We start from the raw sequence: 19,705 nt of genomic DNA, 5'->3' as shown, positions 1-19,705 counted from the left end.
CGTGGGTGTGGGTGTTCGTTCATTGTCATAGTGTCGTCACGTCAAGAATGTTGACTACCTCCCCCCGTCCCCGTACCGTTGCACCGCTGAGTCCCGGAATGCCGCCCATGAACCCCTCGAACGGCTTGACGACGACTTCCTGCTGGCCGCGGACGCGGTCGCAGTGTAACACGACCGGGCGGACGTCGTCCCGAATACGGACGAGCATGCCGTCGCCGTTGGCTCCCGCGTTCGGCGTCTCGAGTGCGTCGTCGAGTTGGATGAGCGAATACTCGCCATCGCTTCCGGGGAGAACAGGGCGACCGTCACTCTGTTCTAGCCTGCTGGCGGATTCGATATCCAGCACGGCTTTCGTCGGGATGCCAAACTCCTCGCCGCCGCTTTCGAGGAAGAGCACGTCGTCGATCGCAACCGTCACCGGAACCGTCATCGTCACGCGTGTCCCCTCGCCGCGTTCGCTTTCAATCGAGACAGTCCCCTCGAGGTCCTCGATCGTCCGTTTGACGACGTCCATCCCGACGCCGCGGCCGCTGACGTCTGTCACCTCATCGGTCGTTGAGAGGCCGGGATGGAAGACGAGCTCGTAGGCATCCTCATCCGACAACGTGGCAGCCTCCGTTTCAGTGATGACGTCGGCTTCGACAGCCTCGGATCGGAGTCGATCGGGATCGAGTCCGCTGCCGTCGTCTTCGACCGTGATCGTCACACCGTCACGCAGGCGATCGGCGTGGACTTCGACGGTTCCATCGCGGGGCTTGTCCGCTTGCTCGCGTTCGTCGGGCGATTCGATCCCGTGATCGACGGCGTTGCGGACCAGATGGATCAGCGGGTCGCCGATCCGATCGAGAATACTCCGGTCGAGTTCGACGCTCTCGCCGGTCATCTCGAACTCGATCTCTTTGTTCTGCTCGCGTGCGATGTCTCGGACCACACGAGGAAGCCGGTTTGCGACCGATTCCAGTGGGACGAGTCGGATGTCCATCACCGTCTCCTGAAGCTCCGTGGTCACTTCGGATAGATCGTCGAGTTCCGTCTCGAGTGCAGCGGTGTCCTCGCCTTCGGAAACTGCATCCCGGAGTCGGACACGTGTCGTCACCAGCCCTTCGACGAGGGTCAGCAACGAATCGATCTGTTCGACGTCGACTCTGATCGACTGAACGTCGTCGGTCTGCTCGTCGACAGCCGGCTGATCGGTCGTTTCGGGGATCGTAATCTCCGGCTGCCCGAACGTCGGCTCGTCGATCCGTCGGATAACGTCGTCGTCCTCGGTTTCGGTCTCGACTGCGTCGTCACCGAACGACTCTGTAGGCGTCCCCGAGAGCGCCGACGAACTCGAGTCGGTGCTGCCGGCGTCGGGATCGAAATCGTCGCCAAAGGCAGTATCGAAGTCGTCGTCGCTGAACACGTCGTCATCGAAGTCGTCTTCGAACGCCTCATCGTCGAAATCGTCGTCGAACGCGTCGTCATCGAACGACGCGAACTCAGTCGACGCCTCGGCGGACTCGTCGTCAGACCCGGTAAATCCGGTGTAGTTCTCGAAGTCATCATCACCGGCAAACGGATCATCGGACGCCTCGTCGCTGGGCGACTCGTCGGTGGCGTCGTCAGCAGACGGCGCTACAGTCGAGTCAGCGGCGAATTCCGCGGCCGAATCGGCGTCGTCCTCGAGAGTCGTTCCGAAGTGCTCCGTGGGTTCGCTCTCGGCGACTGCTTCGTCGGCTTCGGCGTCGGTGGGCTCTGCAGCCCCATCTTCGCCGGTCTCGAGCGGCCCAGTCGTGTCGTCGACGGGGTCGGGAGCATCGTCGCTCGCAGTCGCTGTCGACGGCTCGGTGTCGTGTTCGCCATCCGGATCGGAGCGAGTCGCTGTCTCGGCCTCGGGTGACGACTCGGCTGCTGGTATCGCCGACGCTGTGTCCGCGTCGGCGTCGTCTGCCTCGACCAGCAGCTCATCGATCTCGCTATCGGCTGTCTCGTCGAGGAACGAATCATCGTGGACGTCGACATCCTCACCGATGAGTTCGTCCATCCCGACCTCGTCGTCGCTGTCGAATTCGTCGAACTCGAGTTCATCGAGTTCGTCTTGGAGTTCGTCGAAGCCGACCATCTCGACTTCGTCTTTGAGTTCGTTGAACACCGCACTGGCGTCGTCGACGCTCTCACTGGACTCGTCGGCTGTCGAATCAGTATCGGCAGCCGCCGACTCGGGAGCCGTCTCTGACGCCGCGGTCGATCCGTGGGCAGCTGTAGACGAACTCGAGTGTTCGTCGTCATCCGGCTGTGTCTCGTCGAGGAGGTCGTCGAACGAGCCAGCGTCACCCATATCATCGAACATTTCGAGGTCGTCGTCCTCGACGTCCTCGACCATCTCGTCTAAGTCATCGAACTCGTTGAACTCATCGAGCAGTTCGTCGACCTCGAGTTCCTTGGCTTCGTCCGACGAAATCTCGTCGCCAGGACCAGCCGATTGCGGTTCGGTGTGTTCCGAACCCGACGGCTCCGTGTCCGCGGCCTCGAGCGATTCGAACCGATCGGTCACGGTAACGAGTTCGAAGTCGGCCACCGCCTCGACCGGCTCGAGACCGGATTCGATGGCGGTTTTTCCGACCGCACTGGCGAAGACGGCGTCGATTCGGCCGTCGTCGTCACCGGCTTCGATATCGCTGCGTGGTGGCTCGGTGCCAAGCAGATCGAACGCATCGATCAAGGCATCGACGACGAGCACACCGTTGTTGGCGTTGTCGCTTTCAGTGAGTCCGAGCCGGCTCAGATAGATCTCGTGATCGTCGTCCGCCGGCGGGTCGACCCGCTCGAGGACGGTATCGATCTCTTCGGCCGAAGGGGTCGTGACGACGACCGACGCTGTCTGGCTGTCGAGGTGCTCACGAAGCGCCTCGATCGTCGCCGACGGATCGGTTTCGGTCTCGCCAGTGGCTGCGACTTCGTCGAGCAGCGTCTCGAGTTCGTCGACTCCTTCGAAGATCACGTCCATCAGTTCGGGCGTCACCTCGAGGTCGTCCGTTCGGACGGCATCGAGGAGGTCCTCGATCGCATGTGCGAGATCGCTCGCAGCGTCGAGTCCCATCGCACCACAGTTGCTCTTGAGCGTATGCGCGACGCGGAAGATGCTTTCCATCGCCTCGTCGTTGGTCGGCTCGCGCTCGAAGGTGAGCAACGCGTTGTTCAGCTCCGTAATTCGTTCTTCGCTCTCTTGAACGAAGTCGGTCAGATAATCAGTCATCGGTCTCACCATCCGTATTGAACGCGTCGACGATCGTCTCGACGAGCTTTGTGGCGGGTACGACGGCGTCGACACAGCCCGTTTGAATTGCCTGATACGGGATTCCAAAGACTGGACTCGTCGCCTCGTCCTGTGCAATGGTGTGCCCTCCGGCGGTCTTGATCGCCTCGATGCCGGCTGCGCCGTCAGCCCCCATCCCGGTCAGGGCAACGCCACAGAGTCGGTCATCGACCTGTTCGGCCGCTGTTTGCATCGTGACGTCGATCGCCGGCCGCACGCCATGGATCCGCTCCCCGTCGTCGAGACGTACCCGAAGCAGGCCGCCGACGTTGGTCGCCACCTCGAGATGGGCGTTGCCCGGTGCAACCGCTGCCTCTCCAGAACGGATCAGGTCACCGTCCACCGCTTCGCGGATATCGTACTCGCTGCGTGAATCGAGGCGCTGGGCGAAGCGCTCGGTGAACTCCGCAGGCATATGCTGGACGATGAGAATCTTCGCCTCGAGATCGATCGGGAGCCGTTCGAACAGCTCCTCGATGATCTTCGGACCACCGGTCGATGCCCCGATAACGACGGTTGGATTGTCCGCACGCTCGTCTTCGACTCCGGGTTCGGTCGTCGTCTCGAAGTCGGGGCCAGTTGGCTCACACTGTGCTAGTTCGGTCTGCGTTTCGCCACCGATCTCAGCGACTGTCGCGACTTCGCCGTTTGGTTGACTCGATCGCGTCGCATGCACGGATGCAGCGGCGCGAGCGAGCGCGACCGACGAAGCGTTTGCGTCGGCGAGTTCGTCGACTTTCTCGACGATGTCGGAACTGAGATGGGTCACGGTTCGTGAGTCCGATCCGTCGGGTTTGTGAAGGAAGTCGACGGCGCCACGCTCGAGCGCATCGAGCGTGGCCTCGGTTCCACGATCCGTGTGGACACTCAGCATGAGAATTAGGGCTGGGTTCGTCGCCATAATCCGTTCGACGGCGTCGATCCCGTCCATTTCGGGCATTTCGACGTCCATCGTGATGACATCGGGGTCGTATGCCGCGGCAGCCTCGATGGCTTCCGAGCCGTTCGTTGCTGTTTCAACGTCGTAGCCAGCGGTTGTGAGCGCGTTGCTGATGACTGTCCGCATAAACGGCGAGTCGTCAACAACGAGTACCCGCGTCATGCCGCAACGACGTCTGAAAGGGCCTTTCTGACGCTGGGTTCTTCGAACGGCTTCGTGACGTAGCCGTCGGCACCAGCTTTCACGGCGAGTTTCATTTTCTCACGTTGCCCGACACTCGTACACATGATGACTTGCGCATCTGGGTCGATCTTCTTGATCGCCGCGGTGGCTTTGATCCCGTTTGCTTTCGGCATCACGATGTCCATCATAACGATATCGGGGTCGTGTTCTTTGTACAGTTTGACTGCTTCGGCGCCGTTAGACGCCTCTCCAACGATGCGGTAATCCTGTTCCAAGATTTGGCGCAGTAAATTCCGCATAAAATGAGAGTCGTCTACGATGAGCACCCCTGTCGACATTCAGTAGTACACCACCCGCTGATAACAATACGACTACCATAAATGCTGTCTCCCTGTTATCAAGTCTGATAAGCAACGAATACGGAACAGAGAGCACACTCAACGCCCAGATCAGTCACCCGGATCCGTCGCGGTTTTCCTACGGTTGTTTGTCCCGGCGTCCGGACGCCAGCAGAAGCGTTTCGATGTCGACCAGCGGCGTCACCTCGATAACGAGTTCTCGAGGTGCTTCTGTCTCGTCTGACGAGTCGGTCGCCGTCTCGTCTGCGTCAAGCGAAAACGGTGTCCCAGTGTCGTCACTCGAGTTGGCATGACTCGATCCCAGCGGCGACGACGTCATCCCAACACCACCGGCTTCGGTCGCTGTTCCTGCCGCAGAACTGCTTTCGACTCCCGATTCAGTCGTGGCGACGATTCCATCGTCGTCGGCCTCATGCTCGTGTTCTTGTTCGATGAGCGCATCGACGAGCGGGTGTGTCAGCGGGTCGCTGGAGAACGGCCGGTCTTCGACTGTCGCTTCGTCGAGCACGTTGCTCACCGGAACCGTCTCAACGCCGATGACATCGTCGACCCGAATCGCTGCTGACTGCTGGTCGGACGGACGATCGAGCACGAGCAGCCGTTCTCGACCACGTTGGGTCTCGCTGTCGTCAGTTGGGAAGTGAACGGTGGGATCGATCACCGCGGTGACCTCACCACGGAGATCAACCATGCCCTCAATCGCCTGTGGCGTCCGTGGGACTCGGGTCAGCTCTTCGGGGAGCTCTGCAAGCGTTCTCACAGCGTCAACCGACACTGCGAGTCGGTTACTCCCGCTCTTGAAGAAGACGAACCGCTCGAGTTCTTCTTGCTCTTTTTCCGAGTCGCCCGCATCCTGGCGTCGTTGATCGTCAGCGCCGTCAATATCGATTCCGAGTAACTTTTCGGACAGATCCGGGGCCATTGTTCCTGCTCGTGTATCAAGTTCCATGACTAAAACATTGACTCCGAACGCTGGCGATCCCGGCACTGTCTCGTCTCGACACGATCACACCGTTTTCAGCGTTATTACAGGCGTTTTATCTCGAAATCTTTATTTTCTCTCTCTGAAAGTACGCACCAGAATGGGATCGGCGACACAGAGCGACCAGACCGACGACCCGGTTACCGTCCTCACGTTCGACCTCGAGGGCGAACGGTACTGTGTCAGGGCCGATGCCGTCGCATCCGTTCTCGGCGTGGCGGACGACCGATCTATCGCTTCGGCGGACGACCCGTGGAACGCAGGGGCAGTCTCTGTTGCCGGTGAACGGGTCCGGGTTATCGATCTCCCGCGGGCGTTTACGGCCTCCTCACAGACGATGACGCGGATCGATGATCCGAAACTGCTCGTCTTTACGGCTACCGACGCCGACGATACCTACTACGGCTGGCTCGTCGACGACGTCGACGCTACCCGAACGGTCCATCCGGACCGTCTCGAGCCGACACAAACGAACACCACACTGACACACGTCAAGGGTCGTCTCGAACTCGATGGTGACGACGTCATCTGGCTCGACGAGCAGACGATTCACGGTTGAGACGGTCTGCTATCCGTACAGTGGATTACCAAACGTCTCGAGCGGCACTGCTGACTACTCTCGGAGTGGCTCTTGACTGGTGGTCGAGTGGGTGAGACGGACCGGTTATCGCATTCCCGGCGGTGGTCCGTCGTCGGAATCGTCGTCGAGTTCGACGTCGAGTCCCAGCTCTTCGCGCTGTTCTCGGAGGCGTTTGACCTGCCGATAGTAGTACGCGATGCCAACACCGCCGATCAGAGCGACAGTCGTCACGAGCCCGATAAACAACGGAATGTCTCGAGCGAGATAGTACCGAAGCGAGACGGTGCTGTCGACGTCCTCCCACATCAGTCGCTCTTGATCGTCGACGATCTCACGGTCGTAGCCGCTCGGACTGACACTTCCGAACAGGAAGTTCGACGTCCGGTGACTGTCGGGGATCGTCACCTCGTACGACCCATGCATGTAGGCTGGCAGAGTGAACGTCTTGCGCCCGGCATCACCCGAAAACGCGAGCGTCCCGTTGCCGTCGGGAACGCGAACGTCAGTGCTCGTGTCACTCTGTTCGATATCCAGCTCTGAGCCCGTCATCTCGGTCCCGTTTGGATGCCAGTAGCGGACGCTGTGGATATCGAGCGCCCGGTCGCTGTAGATGTTCGATCGATACAGTGACAGCTCTTCGGTATCGTTCAAGTCGTAGACGGCACGGAACTCGCTGTTGCTGATGAGACTGCCGCCTTCGATATCGATCGTCACATCAGCATCGCCCTCCCGTAAGTCGTCGTACTCCTGTTCGCGGTCGAGTTCTTCGTCTGAAATACCGCTAAAGAGCGCCGTACAGCCGGCTAATCCGACGAGCAAACCAACCGCGAGCACTGCGAAAACGAGCCGGCGATTCATTTACGGAACAACACAGCGGAGCTCCGCTGGGAGATACTCACCCACGCTCGCTAGCAGCCCCGGTGGGTCGGTGTCTTCGGTGCAGATAACGCTCTGCTCTAGCAGGCCGAGTCGTTCGACGGTGACGTAGTCCTGGGCGTGCCCAGCACGGTTGAGCGTTGCTCGCACCTCCGCACGGGTGGCGCTGTTGACGTTGAGTCGTCCGTTCCCACGGGTCCACTCATAGAGGCGGTCCTGTGCTTCTTCGGCAAGCCGTGATGGTTCGTCGTCGCCGCCGTAGACGAACTCCAGTGGCATATGTTGAACTAATCCGTAGCGTTCGCGGATCTGTGATGCCGTTCCCTGACCGAGTCCGAGTTCGTCGGTCGGAATCCGAACGCCGTCGCCCTGTCCCGCGTCGAGGACGAAGCCGTCATCGTCCCACGACTCGAGCGTGCCGACGTACGTCTCACCGGCCTCGAGATCGGGGACGATTTCGCCGAACTCCTCGCCGAGGACGTTTCGGGCGACGGTCGCGTCGTCGCCCTCGATCGTAACGGAGGGGAAATCGTCGTGGCGGACGCCGAGTTCGAACTCGACGTCGAGATCGCCGACCTCGTTGTCGACCAGCGAGCGAAGCGAGTCGAGCGAGCGCTGGCGTGCGTCGCCCTCGACGTAGAGTTTGGTTGCGAGGACGACCATTAGGCGTCCGCGTCGATGTTGAGTTCGTCCTCGAGAGCGTCGAGGCGGTCGTCCATCGAATTGACGAGTCGGTCGTTATCCATCGATTCCAGCGGCGAGCCACATTCGGGACATTCGAACCCGAACTCCATCGCTTCACCGAACTCAAAGCGGATGGAACAGATCTCACAGAGATAGAACTCGTGGTTGCGCTCGTACTCTTGACGCTCTTCTAAGGCGTCGTAGAGACGGTACATCTCCTCTTCGAGGTTTTCTGGGATGTTGTCGTACTCGAAGGTCCAGAGATACGTAAGCCACCCCGAGTCCTCATCACGCAGCCGTCGGTAGCTGGCGAGATCGTTCTCATACAGGATAAACAGCGCGCGCCGCACGTCGTTCAACTCGAGGTCCAGTTCCTCTGCGAGTTCCTCGTCGGTCACTTCCCCGTCCGGCGGTGCTGCCGCCACGGGCATTCCCTTGGGACCGACCAGCTCGTGTAAGTACTTCTGGATAACCGGGTCCTCGAGCAGGTCCTCAAAAGCCATTACCTATGTGTAACGCCGTCGGTCCATTAAGTCTTGTCAACTACCCCGCGTCCATGGGGCGAAGACGGGAGCCGAACAGTCCGGATGGTTAGTCCGTCGAATCCACGCTCGAGCTCTCGTTCGACTCACGAAGCGTATTCCAGACGGTTGCGACGATGACGAGCACGAGCGCCATCGCGAACCCGTAGAAGATACCCATCGCGACCGCTGCTGGGAGCGTGTGGTTGGTCGCGAGCAAGACGACGACGTTGAGGACGACGAGGATTGGTCCGAGCATGAACCACTCGATCGGCGTCCGCGGAAGCGACATCGATGAAGCCATACCGGATCTGCGTCGCCCTGGCAGAAAAACTATACTGTCGATGGGAAGCTGCTGTTCGTCCGATCAACAAACCACGATCTTACACCTATCTAGACTGATCCGTGCAGCTATAGTACCAACTGCAACGATTGACACACTGATCGCACAGCTCATGAGTCACGTCGTTCCCCGCTCGCCGGAGTGCGGTTCTCACTCACGTCGTTCGCTCACGGGTCGTTCCTCCCCGTTCGCTGTCCCGCGGTTCTCGCTCACGTCGTTCGCTCACGGGTCGTTCCTCCCCGTTCACTTTCCGCGGTTCTCACTCACGTCGTTCGCTCCGAACCGCGCACGCTCCGAACCGCGTACGCTCCAAACCGCGCTCCCGTCGTGCGATCAGGTGTGCAGTGATGTGCAGTGGCTACTATACGTCCCCGGCCCAGGAGCGGGCTACTCTTCGTCGACCGATTCGACGCGTTTGCCCGTCTCCATCGGGATCACGTGCCGATCCGCGTCGTCCCACTCGCGCTCGAGTTCGCGGCCCTCGAATAGTCGGTCCAAAAAGACGGCCAGTCCGGCGACCTCGGAGTGGGGCTGGTTGGTGACGCCGACGTTCCAGTCGGCTTCCTCGTAGACGTCGAAGGGGACCTTTTCAGCACCGACGACGACGAGCAGTGGCTCACCAGCATCTCGATGGGCGTCTCGAATCTCGCCTTCGACGTCTTGGACGCGCTCGCCATACATCGTGAGATGGACGACCTTTCCGTCCCAGTTGCGGATCATCGCTTGTGGTGAGTCCGTCAACTCGACGTCGAAGGGGCCGCCGAAGCGGTCGGTGATATCTGCGACGGTCGCTTTTGACTGGCTGGCGTTGTCCGGGAGGCAGACGCGGTCGGCGCCCAGCGCCCGCGCGGTCAGCCCGACGTGGGTCGTCATTCGCTCGTCACGGCCGGGGCGGTGACCGAGTCGGAGGATGACGACCTCGGGTGTCTCGTTCATGCTCGACTCTTCTGTTGTCTCTCATATGTGGGTTCGGTTTCCCGCGTCTGGGGTCTCCAGTCGGTCTGTCGCCGGTCGCTGTCGTGGCGCGGAGACGGTGGATAACTGCAACCGCGCGACGGAGCCGTCGCTGACGGTAGGCTTTTTGAGGGGCCTGCCGTAGCACTCCACATGCTGTGTGACACTGTGTCGAAGCAGGTGGTGGGATGGTGACGCCCGTTCGAGAATGGATTGCGACTGCTCGAGAAGATAAATGGGGCGTGATCGTCGACCTCGTGTTTGCGATCGTCTGGGTGACGATGGTCGATCTCATTTTCCAGGTGATCGACGGGCCGACGTGGGCGTACTACATGCTCATGCTCGCCGGCATCGTCGCGTACTTCGGGCTGTTCTGGAACCTCGAGCTCGCAAAAGGGAGCCAGGAGAAAGACACCAGTCAGTGACGAGTAACGGAGAGACAATCGGGCACACTCCATTGCTGGATGTCCCGGCCGGGTTCGAATGCCGCGTTGTCGCGTTCTGATCTCTCTCGAGGCATCAGGTAGCGATACGACAACAAAAAGGGACGAGCAACGACGACGCAGTTACTCTTCTCGGATGTCGACAACGAGGACGGGAATGTCCGTCGACCGAAGGGTTCGCTCGGCGACACTGCCGAGCAAGACCCGTTTGACTCCGCCACGACCGGCCGATCCCATGACGATCATGTCGACGTCGTTTTTCTCAGCGTAGCCAGCGATCCGGTCGTGTGGCTGTCCGGCACCGACCGACTCGATGACCTCGAGGCCGTGTTCGCTGGCACGCTCGGCGACCCAGCTGGTGGCCGCGTTGGCTCGTTCCTGGATTTCGGGCATTTCGTCGTACTTGCCCTGTCGAATCCGGTCGACCTGTTCGGCGCCAAGCCCGATGTCCATCGCGCTCGTGTCGATGACGTACAGTGCGTGGACTGTGGCGTCGTATTTCGCTGCGATGTCGATTGCGTGCTCGACAGCGTTCTCTGCAACTTCACTGCCGTCAGTTGGGACGAGTATTGTATCGTACATTGATCAGTCGTCAGCGGTGACGTCTTCTGCGGATTCCATCTGCTCCATCGGCTCTGGGCTGTGACACTGTCGGACGAGACGTTTGACGTCCTGTGGTGGGTCCTCAGTGATCAGCGAGACGATGATGATCGCGGCGAAGGCGAGTGGCACGCCGACGAGCGCCGAGGCAAGTCCTGGCACGATTGCGGCGAGTTCCGCGGAGACGGCGCCTTCGACGCCAGTGTACATCGGAATCGCAGTATCGTTTGCGATCGCACCGAAGGAGACGACGATGCCGGTGACCATCCCAGCCAGCGCACCTTCTCGAGTGGCGTTCTCCCACCACAGACCGAGGAAGAACACCGGGAAGAACACACAGGCTGCGATTGCGAACGACATCGCGACCAGTTCACCGATCAGTGCGGGTGGGTTCAGTGCGACGAGCGTGACGAGGATCCCGATGCCGAGGATCGTCAATCGGCCGACGATCATCTGTTCGCGCTGGGTCGCCTCCGGTTTGTAGAGGTTCGTGTAGATGTCGTGTGCGGCTGCCGACGACGCGGAGATGAACAGTCCCGCAGTCGTCGCCAGTGCGGCAGCGACGGCACCAGCGGCGACGAGGCCGACGAGCCACTCGGGAAGATCCGCGAGTTGGGCCGTCAGCGCAACGAGTGCGTCACTGTCTGCAGCAGGCATTCCCATGAAGGTGTCTGCAACACCCTCGGTCACTGCCGTTTCAGCACCCGGCTGTGCTGGGTCTTCGTACAGCAGTCCGCCGAAGACGGCGTACACTGCAGTACCCCAGTACAGGATACAGATGAACAGCAGTCCCCAGACGGTCGACCAGCGGGCGGTCCGCTCGTTGTCGACCGTGTAGAAACGCACGAGGACGTGTGGAAGCCCACACGTCCCGAGGATCAGGCTGACCGTCAGCGCGACCCACGCGTAGAAGGTACTAAATGCGAACGGCTCGGCGAACTGCTGGTTGAGCTCGTCGATGAGCATGGCCGTCTCCGGACCGGTCTCGAGGTACGGGAAGACGGTCGACCAGCCCTGCGACCAGCCGACGGCGTAAAGGCCGAGTGTGAACGCGATGATGAGGATGACGTACTGGATCGCCATGTTCTTCGTCGTCCCGAGCATGCCCGAGAGCGCGACGTAGGCGATCGTGACACCCATGAAGATGACCACACCAGCCTCGTAGGACAGGCCCAGGATGTACTGTGCCATCAGGCCCATGCCACTCCCCTGACCGATCGCGTACACGAACGCGATGACGAGCGTGGTGAACGCAGCGAGACCGCGTGCGCGTTGGGAGTAGAACCGGTCACCGACGAAGTCGGGTGCGGTGTACTTCCCGAAGCGACGGAACTGTGCGGCCATGAAGATCAGCAGGATGAAATACCCTGTCGTCCAGCCGACGACGAAGCCAAGGCCGTAGTACCCTGCTGTCGCAATCAGTGCTGCGACACCGAGGTACGATGCAGCACTCATCCAGTTTGCACCGATCGCCATCCCGTTCTCGATCGGACCGATAGATCGACCGGCAACCCACAGTTCGTCGACTGCGGCGACCCGGAAGAAGTATCCAACACCGAGGAACAGCACCATCATCCCGATGACGGTCAGCGCCGGAATCAGCTTGAAACCGGGGTCGAGTGCGGTTTCGTACTGCAGGAGAACCGACTCTATCATTGTTCACCTCCGTCCGTGGCGGTTGCGGCCGCACCGGTTTCCTCTTCTGTTTCGTGGCTGATACCGTACTTCGCATCCAGTTTGTCGCGGTACCAGGCGTAGACTGCCGACAGCACCAGCGCAGCAGCCGGGGCGACGATTGCCGTCAGGAAGAAGTTGAGCGGGTAGCCACCGAGTACTCGCGTCTCAGTCATAAACTCCGGCGCGAAGTAGCTCGCCGTCACCGGGCCGAAGACGAACGCCAGCCAAATCGCGAATAGCCCGAAGATCATCTTCAGGTTGTCCCGCATGAACGGGGTCGCTGGCTTGAACAGATTAATCTCTTCGTCCAGGTAGTCGACGGTCTGTGCTCCCTCTCTTCCCGTGGCGGTTCCGCCATCGGTTTGTGGTTCGTTATCTCCCATTCGTTTCTCCTCCAATTTTGTCGCGTGATTCAGTCGGCACGCCACCGTCTGTGTCGGTGGTTCGTCCCAATCTGTGAGTGATATTCTCTGTCATGTAATGTGGCTGTGTTCGTGTCGTCCGTGGTTGTTTTCTGAAAGAAAGTGCCCCAGATTAGCCTTCGTTGACCTGTTCTGCGATCTCGTCGACGACCTCGGGGTTGCGCAGGGTCGACGTGGTACCGAGTTCGTTGCCGCTTGCAATGTCCTCGAGCAGGCGGCGCATGATCTTCCCGGATCGAGTCTTCGGCAACTCGTGGGTGAAGATCACTTCCTCGGGTTTGGCGATCGGCCCGATCGAGTCGAGGATCGCCTCGATGGCTTTCTCCTCGAGTTCCGCACCGGGCTCGGAGCCGTCTTCGGGGATGGCGTAGACGTAGACGGCCTCGCCTTTGACCTCGTGGTCGCCGCCGACGACGGCGGCTTCGGCGACACCTTCGACGCCGACGACAGCCGACTCGATCTCCATCGTGCCCAGTCGGTGACCGGAGACGTTGATTACGTCGTCGACACGGCCGAGGACGGTAATGTAGCCGTCCTCGTCGATTTTTGCGCCGTCTTCGGGGAAGTAGACCCATTCGTCGTTCTCTGGGTCGGAGTACTCCGTCCAGTACTCGTTAACGAAGCGCTCGTCGTTTTGGTACAGCGTCCGGAGCATGCCGGGCCACGGTTTCTGGACCGTCAGATAACCCGCCTGGCCAGCGTCGACTTCCTCGCCAGCTTCGTCGACGATCTGTGCGTCGATGCCGGGCAGACCGGGACCGGCCGCGCCGGGTTTCATATCACAGACGCCGGGCAGGGTCGTGATCATGTGGCCACCGGTTTCGGTCTGCCACCAGGTGTCGACGATCGGACAGTCGCCGCCGCCGATATGGTCGTAGTACCATTTCCATGCGCGTGGGTTGATTGGCTCCCCGACGGTGCCAAGCAGGCGCAGCGAGGAGAGATCGTGCTGTGCAGGGTACTGCTCGCCCCACTTCATGAACGCGCGAATCGCCGTCGGCGCGGTGTAGAAGACGTCGACTCGGTTTCGTTCGATGATATCCCAGAAGCGATCCTTGTCTGGGTAGTCCGGCGTTCCCTCGTACATCACGGTGGTCGTTCCGAGCGCGAGCGGCCCGTAGAGGATATACGAGTGACCCGTAATCCAGCCGATGTCAGCCGAACACCAGTAGGTGTCCTCAGGTTTCAGGTCGAGTACCGAGTGAGACGTCCACGCGGAGTAAGCGAGATAGCCACCCGTCGTGTGTTTGACGCCTTTTGGTTTGCCCGTCGTTCCCGACGTGTACATCAGGAACAGCATATCCTCGGCGTCTCGAGAGACCGGCTCGACGCTTTCGCCAGCGTGCTCGTCGATCAGCTCGTCGTAGTCGTGCTGGGTCTCCGAGAGAGAGTGCTCGAGGGCGTCGCCGAGTCGGTCGACGACAACGGTCGTCGTCTCGTGTTCGACGTCCTCAAGTCCTTCGTTGGTCTTCGAGATATGATCGAGTGCGTCGCCGCGACGGTAGTAACCATCACAGGTGATCAGATACTCGCTGTCGGCGTCGTTCATCCGAGTCGCCAGCGCATCGGCCGAAAAGCCGGCGAAAACGACGCTGTGAGGGGCACCGAGACGGGCACACGCGAGCATCGCGATCGGGAGCTCGGGTACCATCGGCATGTACAGCGTGACGACGTCGTCTTCCTCGACGCCGAGGTCACGTAGCGTTGATGCGAACTCGTTGACCTCGTTCAGGAGGTCACCGTACGTGTACGTTCGCGTCTCGCCAAGCTCTCCTTCCCACTTGATTGCAGCCCGGTTTTTCGCCCCGTCCTCGACGTGGCGGTCGAGACAGTTCTGCGATGCGTTGAGTTTCCCGTTCGTAAACCACTGGTAGCTGGGTGCGTCCGACTCGTCTAAGACGTCGTCGTACTCCTCCTCCCAGTCGAGAAACTCCGCGGCGCGTTCCCAACAGTCCGGCCAGTTTTCTTCGAACTCCTCATAGATCCCCGGATCCGAGACGTTCGCCTGTTCGACGAACGACTCGGGCGGCTCAAACGTGTCTTGCTCCTCGAGGCGAGCCTCGAGACTGCCATCCTCCTGTGACATGATACAACAGCTCAATATGCAACTACCATAGTAAAGCCGGCATCTAGTTGTGCAAAATTGGGCCCTATAGAGGGAGGTAACCTAGGAGATATTGACTGTATTAGGAGAGCATATGCGGCCAAATTCCGTGCTAATCGGTCATGCGACACGGTGGTTGCCGTCGAGCGCGCCCAGTCACCGCCCAGAATGGATTGGGGATCGCCCTCCTCTAGAGGCTTAGTATCGCCGGCCGAAACCCAACGGCGATATCGGCCCAGATGAGACACCTCGAGTCAGCGACGTGTCGTTAGTTGTTCGTGGACGACTCCCCGGATGGGTCGTCGAAGAACGTTCGCAGGAGTTCGTGTTGGCCTTTTCGGAGGTGATTGTGCAGCGTCGGCGATGAGACGCCCATCGCATCGGCGATCTCTTCGGCAGTACTCTCGCGCGGCCAGTCGTAGTACCCCCCGAAGTATGCAGCCCGCAGCGACGCCTCCTGGCGATCGGTCAGGCGGTCCTCGAGTCCCTCGCGGTACTCGCGGGCGGTCTGGACGGTTCGTTCGGCTTCGCGTTTGCCGACCAGTTCCGAGTTGGGGAACCCGGAGCGAAGGCCAGCGAGGATCGTTCGCAGATCTGCATCGGCTGCAGATTCGGCCGTAATCGTCGTTAGACCGTCTTCAGTGGCAGCATTGAGAACGGTGACGCCGTACTCGGTAAGGGTCAACGTCGGTGAAGAACCCTCAACGACGAACTCGACACGCCACCCATCTTCGTCGGTCTCGACCAGCCGACAGTCGTCGATGCCGGGATCGTCCGCTGCGAGGTCGAAGACGTCGGCCGGCGACGCCCCCTGCAGGCGTAGATAGTACAGCTGCGTCGACTCCGAAATCGGAACGAGCGAGTCGAGTTCGAACCGACAGCCAAGACGCTGTGAGGCGTCGACGAAGAACGAATCGTCATCGCGACAGGCGAACTCGAGTTCGACGACGCGGTCGGACAACAGGAGGTTTCGCCGTCGGATGGCGGCAATCGCGTATCCGACCTGCTCCCCGATCGTCTCGAGCCACTGGCGTTCGTCGGCATCGAACGCCGCCGGTCTGTCGGTCACGACCGTCAGCGTTCCGTACACCGTATCGCCGTACGGGAGTGGGACGCGTGCGATGGCTCCGGTCTTGTCCGCTGACGCACCGTTGTCTCCGTTCTCGACATCGAGGCTCACGTCGGTGACAACCGAGACCGCAGCGCTGCCATCGTCCGTCGTTGGCCCGTCTTCTAGCCACTGCTCCGGAACGAGACGATCGACGTCCGTGGGTTCGATCCCGCTCGAGGCCCGCCAGTCAGTCCGGCGGTCCGTCACGGTCGCTCGGTCGATCCAGGCGTATTCGTAGGCTCGCCCACCGGTCAGTGCTGTGCAGGTCCGTGTCTCGACTTCCTCGTGGTCGGTCGATTCGAGCAACGACCGCGCGACCGCGCGGTGGGCTCGGGCAACCGCATAGCGCCTTTCGAGTTCGTCGCGGCGTGAGCGGACGCCCTCGAGTTCCGCATGTGAGGCTGAGACGTCACGAACGAAGACGGCGAAGCCGCGATGGCGACCACGGTCGTCTCGGAGCGGCGAGATGACGTCGGTCGCCCGGAACTGGGATCCGTCCTTGTGGACACGCCACCCTTCGTTTTCGTAGCCAGTTTCCTCTAAGGCAGCCGACAACGCCCGCTCTGGGACGCCATCGTTGACGGCGTCGTCCGTATAGAACGTCGAGATGTGCGTGCCGACGATTTCGCTGGCCCGATAGCCGAACATCGACGCTGCACTGCGATTCCAGCGTTCGACGTAGCCGTCTGCATCGAGGCGAATCAGTGCATAGCGGTCGCTTGCAGCCAACAGCAGCCGGATGACGCTGTCGTCGCTCACCATCGGTCCAGCCTGTGTCCTCGAGCGACCATGACCCGGTCCAGACGGCCGTTCGGTGGCATCGAAGGCATCGACGATCTCCGCGTCCGTCGGCTCGGGGAGGTACGGCTCGAGTGCTTCGAAACTCCCCCAGCCGCCGACGGTTTTGACGACTCTGGGGTTGACCGCATGATCGACGAGCGCAGTGCGAGCGAAAAACTGTCGCAGGTCGCTCGTCGAGAGATCGGCAAGCGCCGGCTGGTCGTACAGTTCGCTGGCCCGGTCGGCGACGTCCGAGACGAGCATCTGGAGCCGGCGCGCCGTGACGGGGAAGATCCGGTCGTCGGTGGAGAGGCCGTTGCTCTGTGCATATCGGCGCAGTTCCCGTTCGACGTGGGTCGGCAGATACGCTGTTCGTCCCGACCTGCCATCGACCGCTGGAACCCGGATCAGGTAGCGTGGCGGCTCGATTCTGACCTGTTCGACGCGCTCGATCGTTAGTTCGGTGAGCTCCGTCGGTCGGAGCCCGACGTCACCACAGAGCTGGACGACGAGCGCCTCGCGATACGTTTCGGCGGCATCGAGGAGCGACTCGTAGCGCTCACGTGACAGTACCGACGAGTCAGTCCCCTCGAGACTCATGATTCGTCTTTTCTAATAGCACGAATATAATTGTGTCGGCTGTCACACCGTTTGCGATAGGATATTGACTTTCTACCGGTATTGCTCTCGGCTTCGATTTCGGAGTATATGAATCTCCGAAACGAGGTCGCAAACTCACTCCTCGCCAATCTCAGCCTGGATTTCGCCGACGATTTCCGGGTTCCGCAGCGCACTCGTGTCACCGAGTTCCTCGCCGTTTGCGACATCCTCGAGGAGCCGGCGCATGATTTTCCCCGAGCGCGTCTTGGGAAGTTCAGGCGTAAAGAGGATGTTCGTTGGACGCGCGATCGGTCCGATCGCCGTCTCGATGTTGTCGATGATCGCCTCGCGAACGGCCATGTCGTCGTCGTACCCACCTTCGGTGCTGACGTAGGCGTAGACGTCCGTTCCGTTCGTCTCACTCGAGCGACCGACGACGGCAGCTTCGGCGACACCGGCGACGCCAGTAATCGCGCTCTCGATCTCTGTCGTGCTTAGCCGTCGACCAGAGACGTTGATCACGTCGTCGACACGGCCAAGGACGGTGATGTAGCCGTCGTCGTCGACCCGAGCAGCATCACCGCTGAAATAGTGCCACTCGTCAGTGTCGGGATCGGAAAAGCGATCCCAGTACTCCGTCCGGAAGCGCTCATCGCCGTCGTACAGCGTCCGGACCATCCCTGGCCACGGGCGGGCGATGGTGAGATAGCCAGAGTCGCCGGGATCGACCTCCGTTCCGGACTCGTCGATCACGCGGATGTCCATTCCCGGCAGGCCTGGGCCGGCCGCACCGGGTTTCATCTCACTGACTCCCGGAAGCGTCGACACCGTCACTGCACCTGTCTCCGTCTGCCACCAGGTGTCGACGATTGGACAGCGCTCGTTCCCGATGTGTTCGTAATACCAGTTCCACGGTCGCGGACTGATCGGCTCTCCGACGGTGCCAAGCAGGCGCAGCGAGGAGAGGTCGTGACGAGCAGGGTACTCCGACCCCCATTTCATGAACGCCTGGATTGCCGTCGGTGCGGTGTAGAAGATGTCGACTGCGTTTCGGTCGACGATCTCCCAGAGTCGGTCCCGATCGGGATAATCCGGCGTGCCCTCGTACATCACCGTGGTCGTCCCGAGTGCCAGCGGGCCGTAAACGATGTATGAGTGGCCCGTAATCCAGCCGATGTCAGCCGCACACCAGTAGGTGTCTTCGGGTTTGACATCGAGGACAGCATGGCTCGTCCAAGCCGCGTGGGCCAGATACCCACCTGTCGTGTGGACGACGCCTTTCGGCTCGCCGGTCGTTCCCGACGTGTACATCAGAAACAGCATATCCTCGGCGTCTCTGGGGACCGGTTTGATCGTTTCGCCCGTAAATGTCTCTCGAAGGTCGTGATAATCGTACTCGTCGTCCCCCAGGACGTGTGGGAGGTCATCGCCGAGTCGATCAACGACGACCGTCCGGACGTCTTGCTCGAGTTTGAGCTGGGCGTTGTCCGCCTTGCTCTTCTGGTTGAACGCATCCCCTCGGCGGTAGTAGCCATCGCAGGTGACCAGATACTCGCTGTCGGCGGCGTCCATCCGCGTGGCTAGCGCATCGGCCGACAACCCGGCGAAAACAACACTGTGTGGGGCGCCGATCCGGGCACACGACAGCATCGCGATCGGTAACTCCGGAATCATCGGCAGATAGATCGTCACGACATCGTCTTCTTCGACACCGAGATCGCGTAGGGCCGCGGCGAACTCGTTGACTGCGACGTAGAGATCCTGGTAGGTGTAGGTCTTGCGCTCGCCGTGTTTGCCCTCCCAGCGGATCGCAGTGTGGGTCTTGCGTCCGGACTCGAGGTGGCGGTCGACACAGTTCGCGGCGGCGTTCAGTTTCCCGCCCGGAAACCACTGGTAAAACGGGGCCTCTTCGTCACGAAGGACGGTTTCATACGACTGGTCCCACGACAGCAGGTCAGCTGCCTGCTCCCAGCACTCGGGCCAGTTCTCCTCGAACTCGTCATAGATCCCCGGATCCGTGACGTTCGCCTGCTCGACGAACGACGGCGGCGGGCTTCGGGGCGATCCGGTGAGGACGGGACGGTCGCGTCCCCACCCGTTCCGATCGGCCATGATCGTTCGAACCGAAGGTAGTCAGCGGAATAAACGTTCCTCCGAACGGTGTCCGGATGACAGTTCCGAACGACGCTCACACTGGAACTGCCGGTGTCGACCGTGTCGTCACACCGACGCCGTGGTTCGACGCACC

The 19,705-nt window shown here is 60.9% G+C and carries 17 protein-coding genes; 2 read left to right on the top strand and 15 right to left on the bottom strand.

The window, feature by feature from the left end; all coding sequences use genetic code 11:
- Positions 1–25 precede the first annotated feature (25 nt).
- The 4 genes from ACERJA_RS03125 to ACERJA_RS03110 form a co-directional block, all read right to left on the bottom strand.
- Positions 26–3,238, bottom strand: a complete 3,213-nt coding sequence (locus ACERJA_RS03125; protein WP_373606833.1) for an ATP-binding protein — start codon at positions 3,236–3,238, stop codon at positions 26–28.
- Positions 3,231–4,400, bottom strand: coding sequence for a chemotaxis-specific protein-glutamate methyltransferase CheB (gene cheB, locus ACERJA_RS03120; protein WP_373606832.1), 1,170 nt, complete (start codon positions 4,398–4,400; stop codon positions 3,231–3,233). Before cheB ends, ACERJA_RS03125 begins: the two co-directional genes overlap by 8 nt.
- Positions 4,397–4,759, bottom strand: coding sequence for a chemotaxis protein CheY (gene cheY / locus ACERJA_RS03115; protein WP_006066674.1), 363 nt, complete (start codon positions 4,757–4,759; stop codon positions 4,397–4,399). The genes cheB and cheY overlap by 4 nt, the downstream gene beginning before the upstream one ends.
- A 139-nt stretch (positions 4,760–4,898) precedes the next feature.
- The gene (locus ACERJA_RS03110) at positions 4,899–5,702 is read right to left on the bottom strand and encodes a chemotaxis protein CheW (RefSeq protein ID WP_373606831.1); all 804 of its coding nucleotides are present in this window, start codon (positions 5,700–5,702) and stop codon (positions 4,899–4,901) included.
- 160 nt (positions 5,703–5,862) lie between these two features.
- On the opposite strand from ACERJA_RS03110, the gene ACERJA_RS03105 reads away from it, so the two are divergent.
- Entirely contained in the window at positions 5,863–6,321 is a 459-nt protein-coding gene (locus ACERJA_RS03105) for a chemotaxis protein CheW (RefSeq protein WP_373606830.1), read from the top strand.
- A gap of 105 nt (positions 6,322–6,426) precedes the next feature.
- Here ACERJA_RS03105 and ACERJA_RS03100 read toward each other — a convergent pair whose 3' ends face one another.
- The 5 genes from ACERJA_RS03100 to ACERJA_RS03080 all read right to left on the bottom strand — a co-directional run bounded on the left by ACERJA_RS03100 (position 6,427) and on the right by ACERJA_RS03080 (position 9,702).
- Positions 6,427–7,200, bottom strand: coding sequence for a DUF5803 family protein (locus ACERJA_RS03100; protein WP_373606829.1), 774 nt, complete (start codon positions 7,198–7,200; stop codon positions 6,427–6,429).
- Positions 7,201–7,881, bottom strand: coding sequence for a DUF2110 family protein (locus ACERJA_RS03095; protein ID WP_373606828.1), 681 nt, complete (start codon positions 7,879–7,881; stop codon positions 7,201–7,203).
- Entirely contained in the window at positions 7,881–8,405 is a 525-nt protein-coding gene (gene tfe / locus ACERJA_RS03090) for a transcription factor E (RefSeq protein ID WP_006066679.1), read from the bottom strand. Before tfe ends, ACERJA_RS03095 begins: the two co-directional genes overlap by 1 nt.
- An 88-nt stretch (positions 8,406–8,493) precedes the next feature.
- Complete coding sequence (locus tag ACERJA_RS03085) at positions 8,494–8,727, bottom strand: hypothetical protein (RefSeq protein WP_373606827.1); 234 nt, start codon at positions 8,725–8,727, stop codon at positions 8,494–8,496.
- Positions 8,728–9,153: 426 nt separating this feature from the next.
- Positions 9,154–9,702, bottom strand: coding sequence for a tRNA (cytidine(56)-2'-O)-methyltransferase (locus ACERJA_RS03080; protein ID WP_373606826.1), 549 nt, complete (start codon positions 9,700–9,702; stop codon positions 9,154–9,156).
- A 206-nt stretch (positions 9,703–9,908) separates the two neighbouring features.
- Between ACERJA_RS03080 and ACERJA_RS03075 the strand changes: the two genes are divergently transcribed.
- A complete protein-coding gene (locus tag ACERJA_RS03075) occupies positions 9,909–10,145 on the top strand; it encodes a hypothetical protein (RefSeq protein WP_006066682.1) in 237 nt (78 codons plus the stop codon).
- Positions 10,146–10,286: 141 nt separating this feature from the next.
- Here ACERJA_RS03075 and ACERJA_RS03070 read toward each other — a convergent pair whose 3' ends face one another.
- The 6 genes from ACERJA_RS03070 to acs (ACERJA_RS03045) form a co-directional block, all read right to left on the bottom strand.
- Positions 10,287–10,745 carry a universal stress protein gene (locus ACERJA_RS03070; RefSeq protein WP_373606825.1) on the bottom strand — a complete coding sequence of 153 codons (459 nt, stop codon included), beginning with the start codon at positions 10,743–10,745 and terminating at the stop codon, positions 10,287–10,289.
- Between the two features lie 3 nt (positions 10,746–10,748).
- Positions 10,749–12,419, bottom strand: coding sequence for a cation acetate symporter (locus tag ACERJA_RS03065; RefSeq protein ID WP_373606824.1), 1,671 nt, complete (start codon positions 12,417–12,419; stop codon positions 10,749–10,751).
- On the bottom strand, positions 12,416–12,823 hold the full coding sequence (locus ACERJA_RS03060) for a DUF4212 domain-containing protein (protein ID WP_006066685.1): 408 nt from the start codon (positions 12,821–12,823) through the stop codon (positions 12,416–12,418). Before ACERJA_RS03060 ends, ACERJA_RS03065 begins: the two co-directional genes overlap by 4 nt.
- A gap of 151 nt (positions 12,824–12,974) precedes the next feature.
- Positions 12,975–14,948 (bottom strand): acetate--CoA ligase, encoded by a 1,974-nt coding sequence (acs, locus tag ACERJA_RS03055; protein WP_373606823.1) that lies wholly within the window; start codon positions 14,946–14,948, stop codon positions 12,975–12,977.
- Between the two features lie 286 nt (positions 14,949–15,234).
- Positions 15,235–17,457, bottom strand: coding sequence for a bacterio-opsin activator domain-containing protein (locus ACERJA_RS03050; protein ID WP_373606822.1), 2,223 nt, complete (start codon positions 17,455–17,457; stop codon positions 15,235–15,237).
- Between the two features lie 135 nt (positions 17,458–17,592).
- Positions 17,593–19,569, bottom strand: a complete 1,977-nt coding sequence (acs, locus tag ACERJA_RS03045) for an acetate--CoA ligase (RefSeq protein WP_373606821.1) — start codon at positions 19,567–19,569, stop codon at positions 17,593–17,595.
- Between the last annotated feature and the right edge of the window lie 136 nt (positions 19,570–19,705).

Source organism: Natronorubrum sp. A-ect3, assembly GCF_041821125.1.
GTDB lineage: Archaea > Halobacteriota > Halobacteria > Halobacteriales > Natrialbaceae > Natronorubrum > Natronorubrum bangense.
This window is presented reverse-complemented; position numbering and strand designations above follow the sequence as displayed.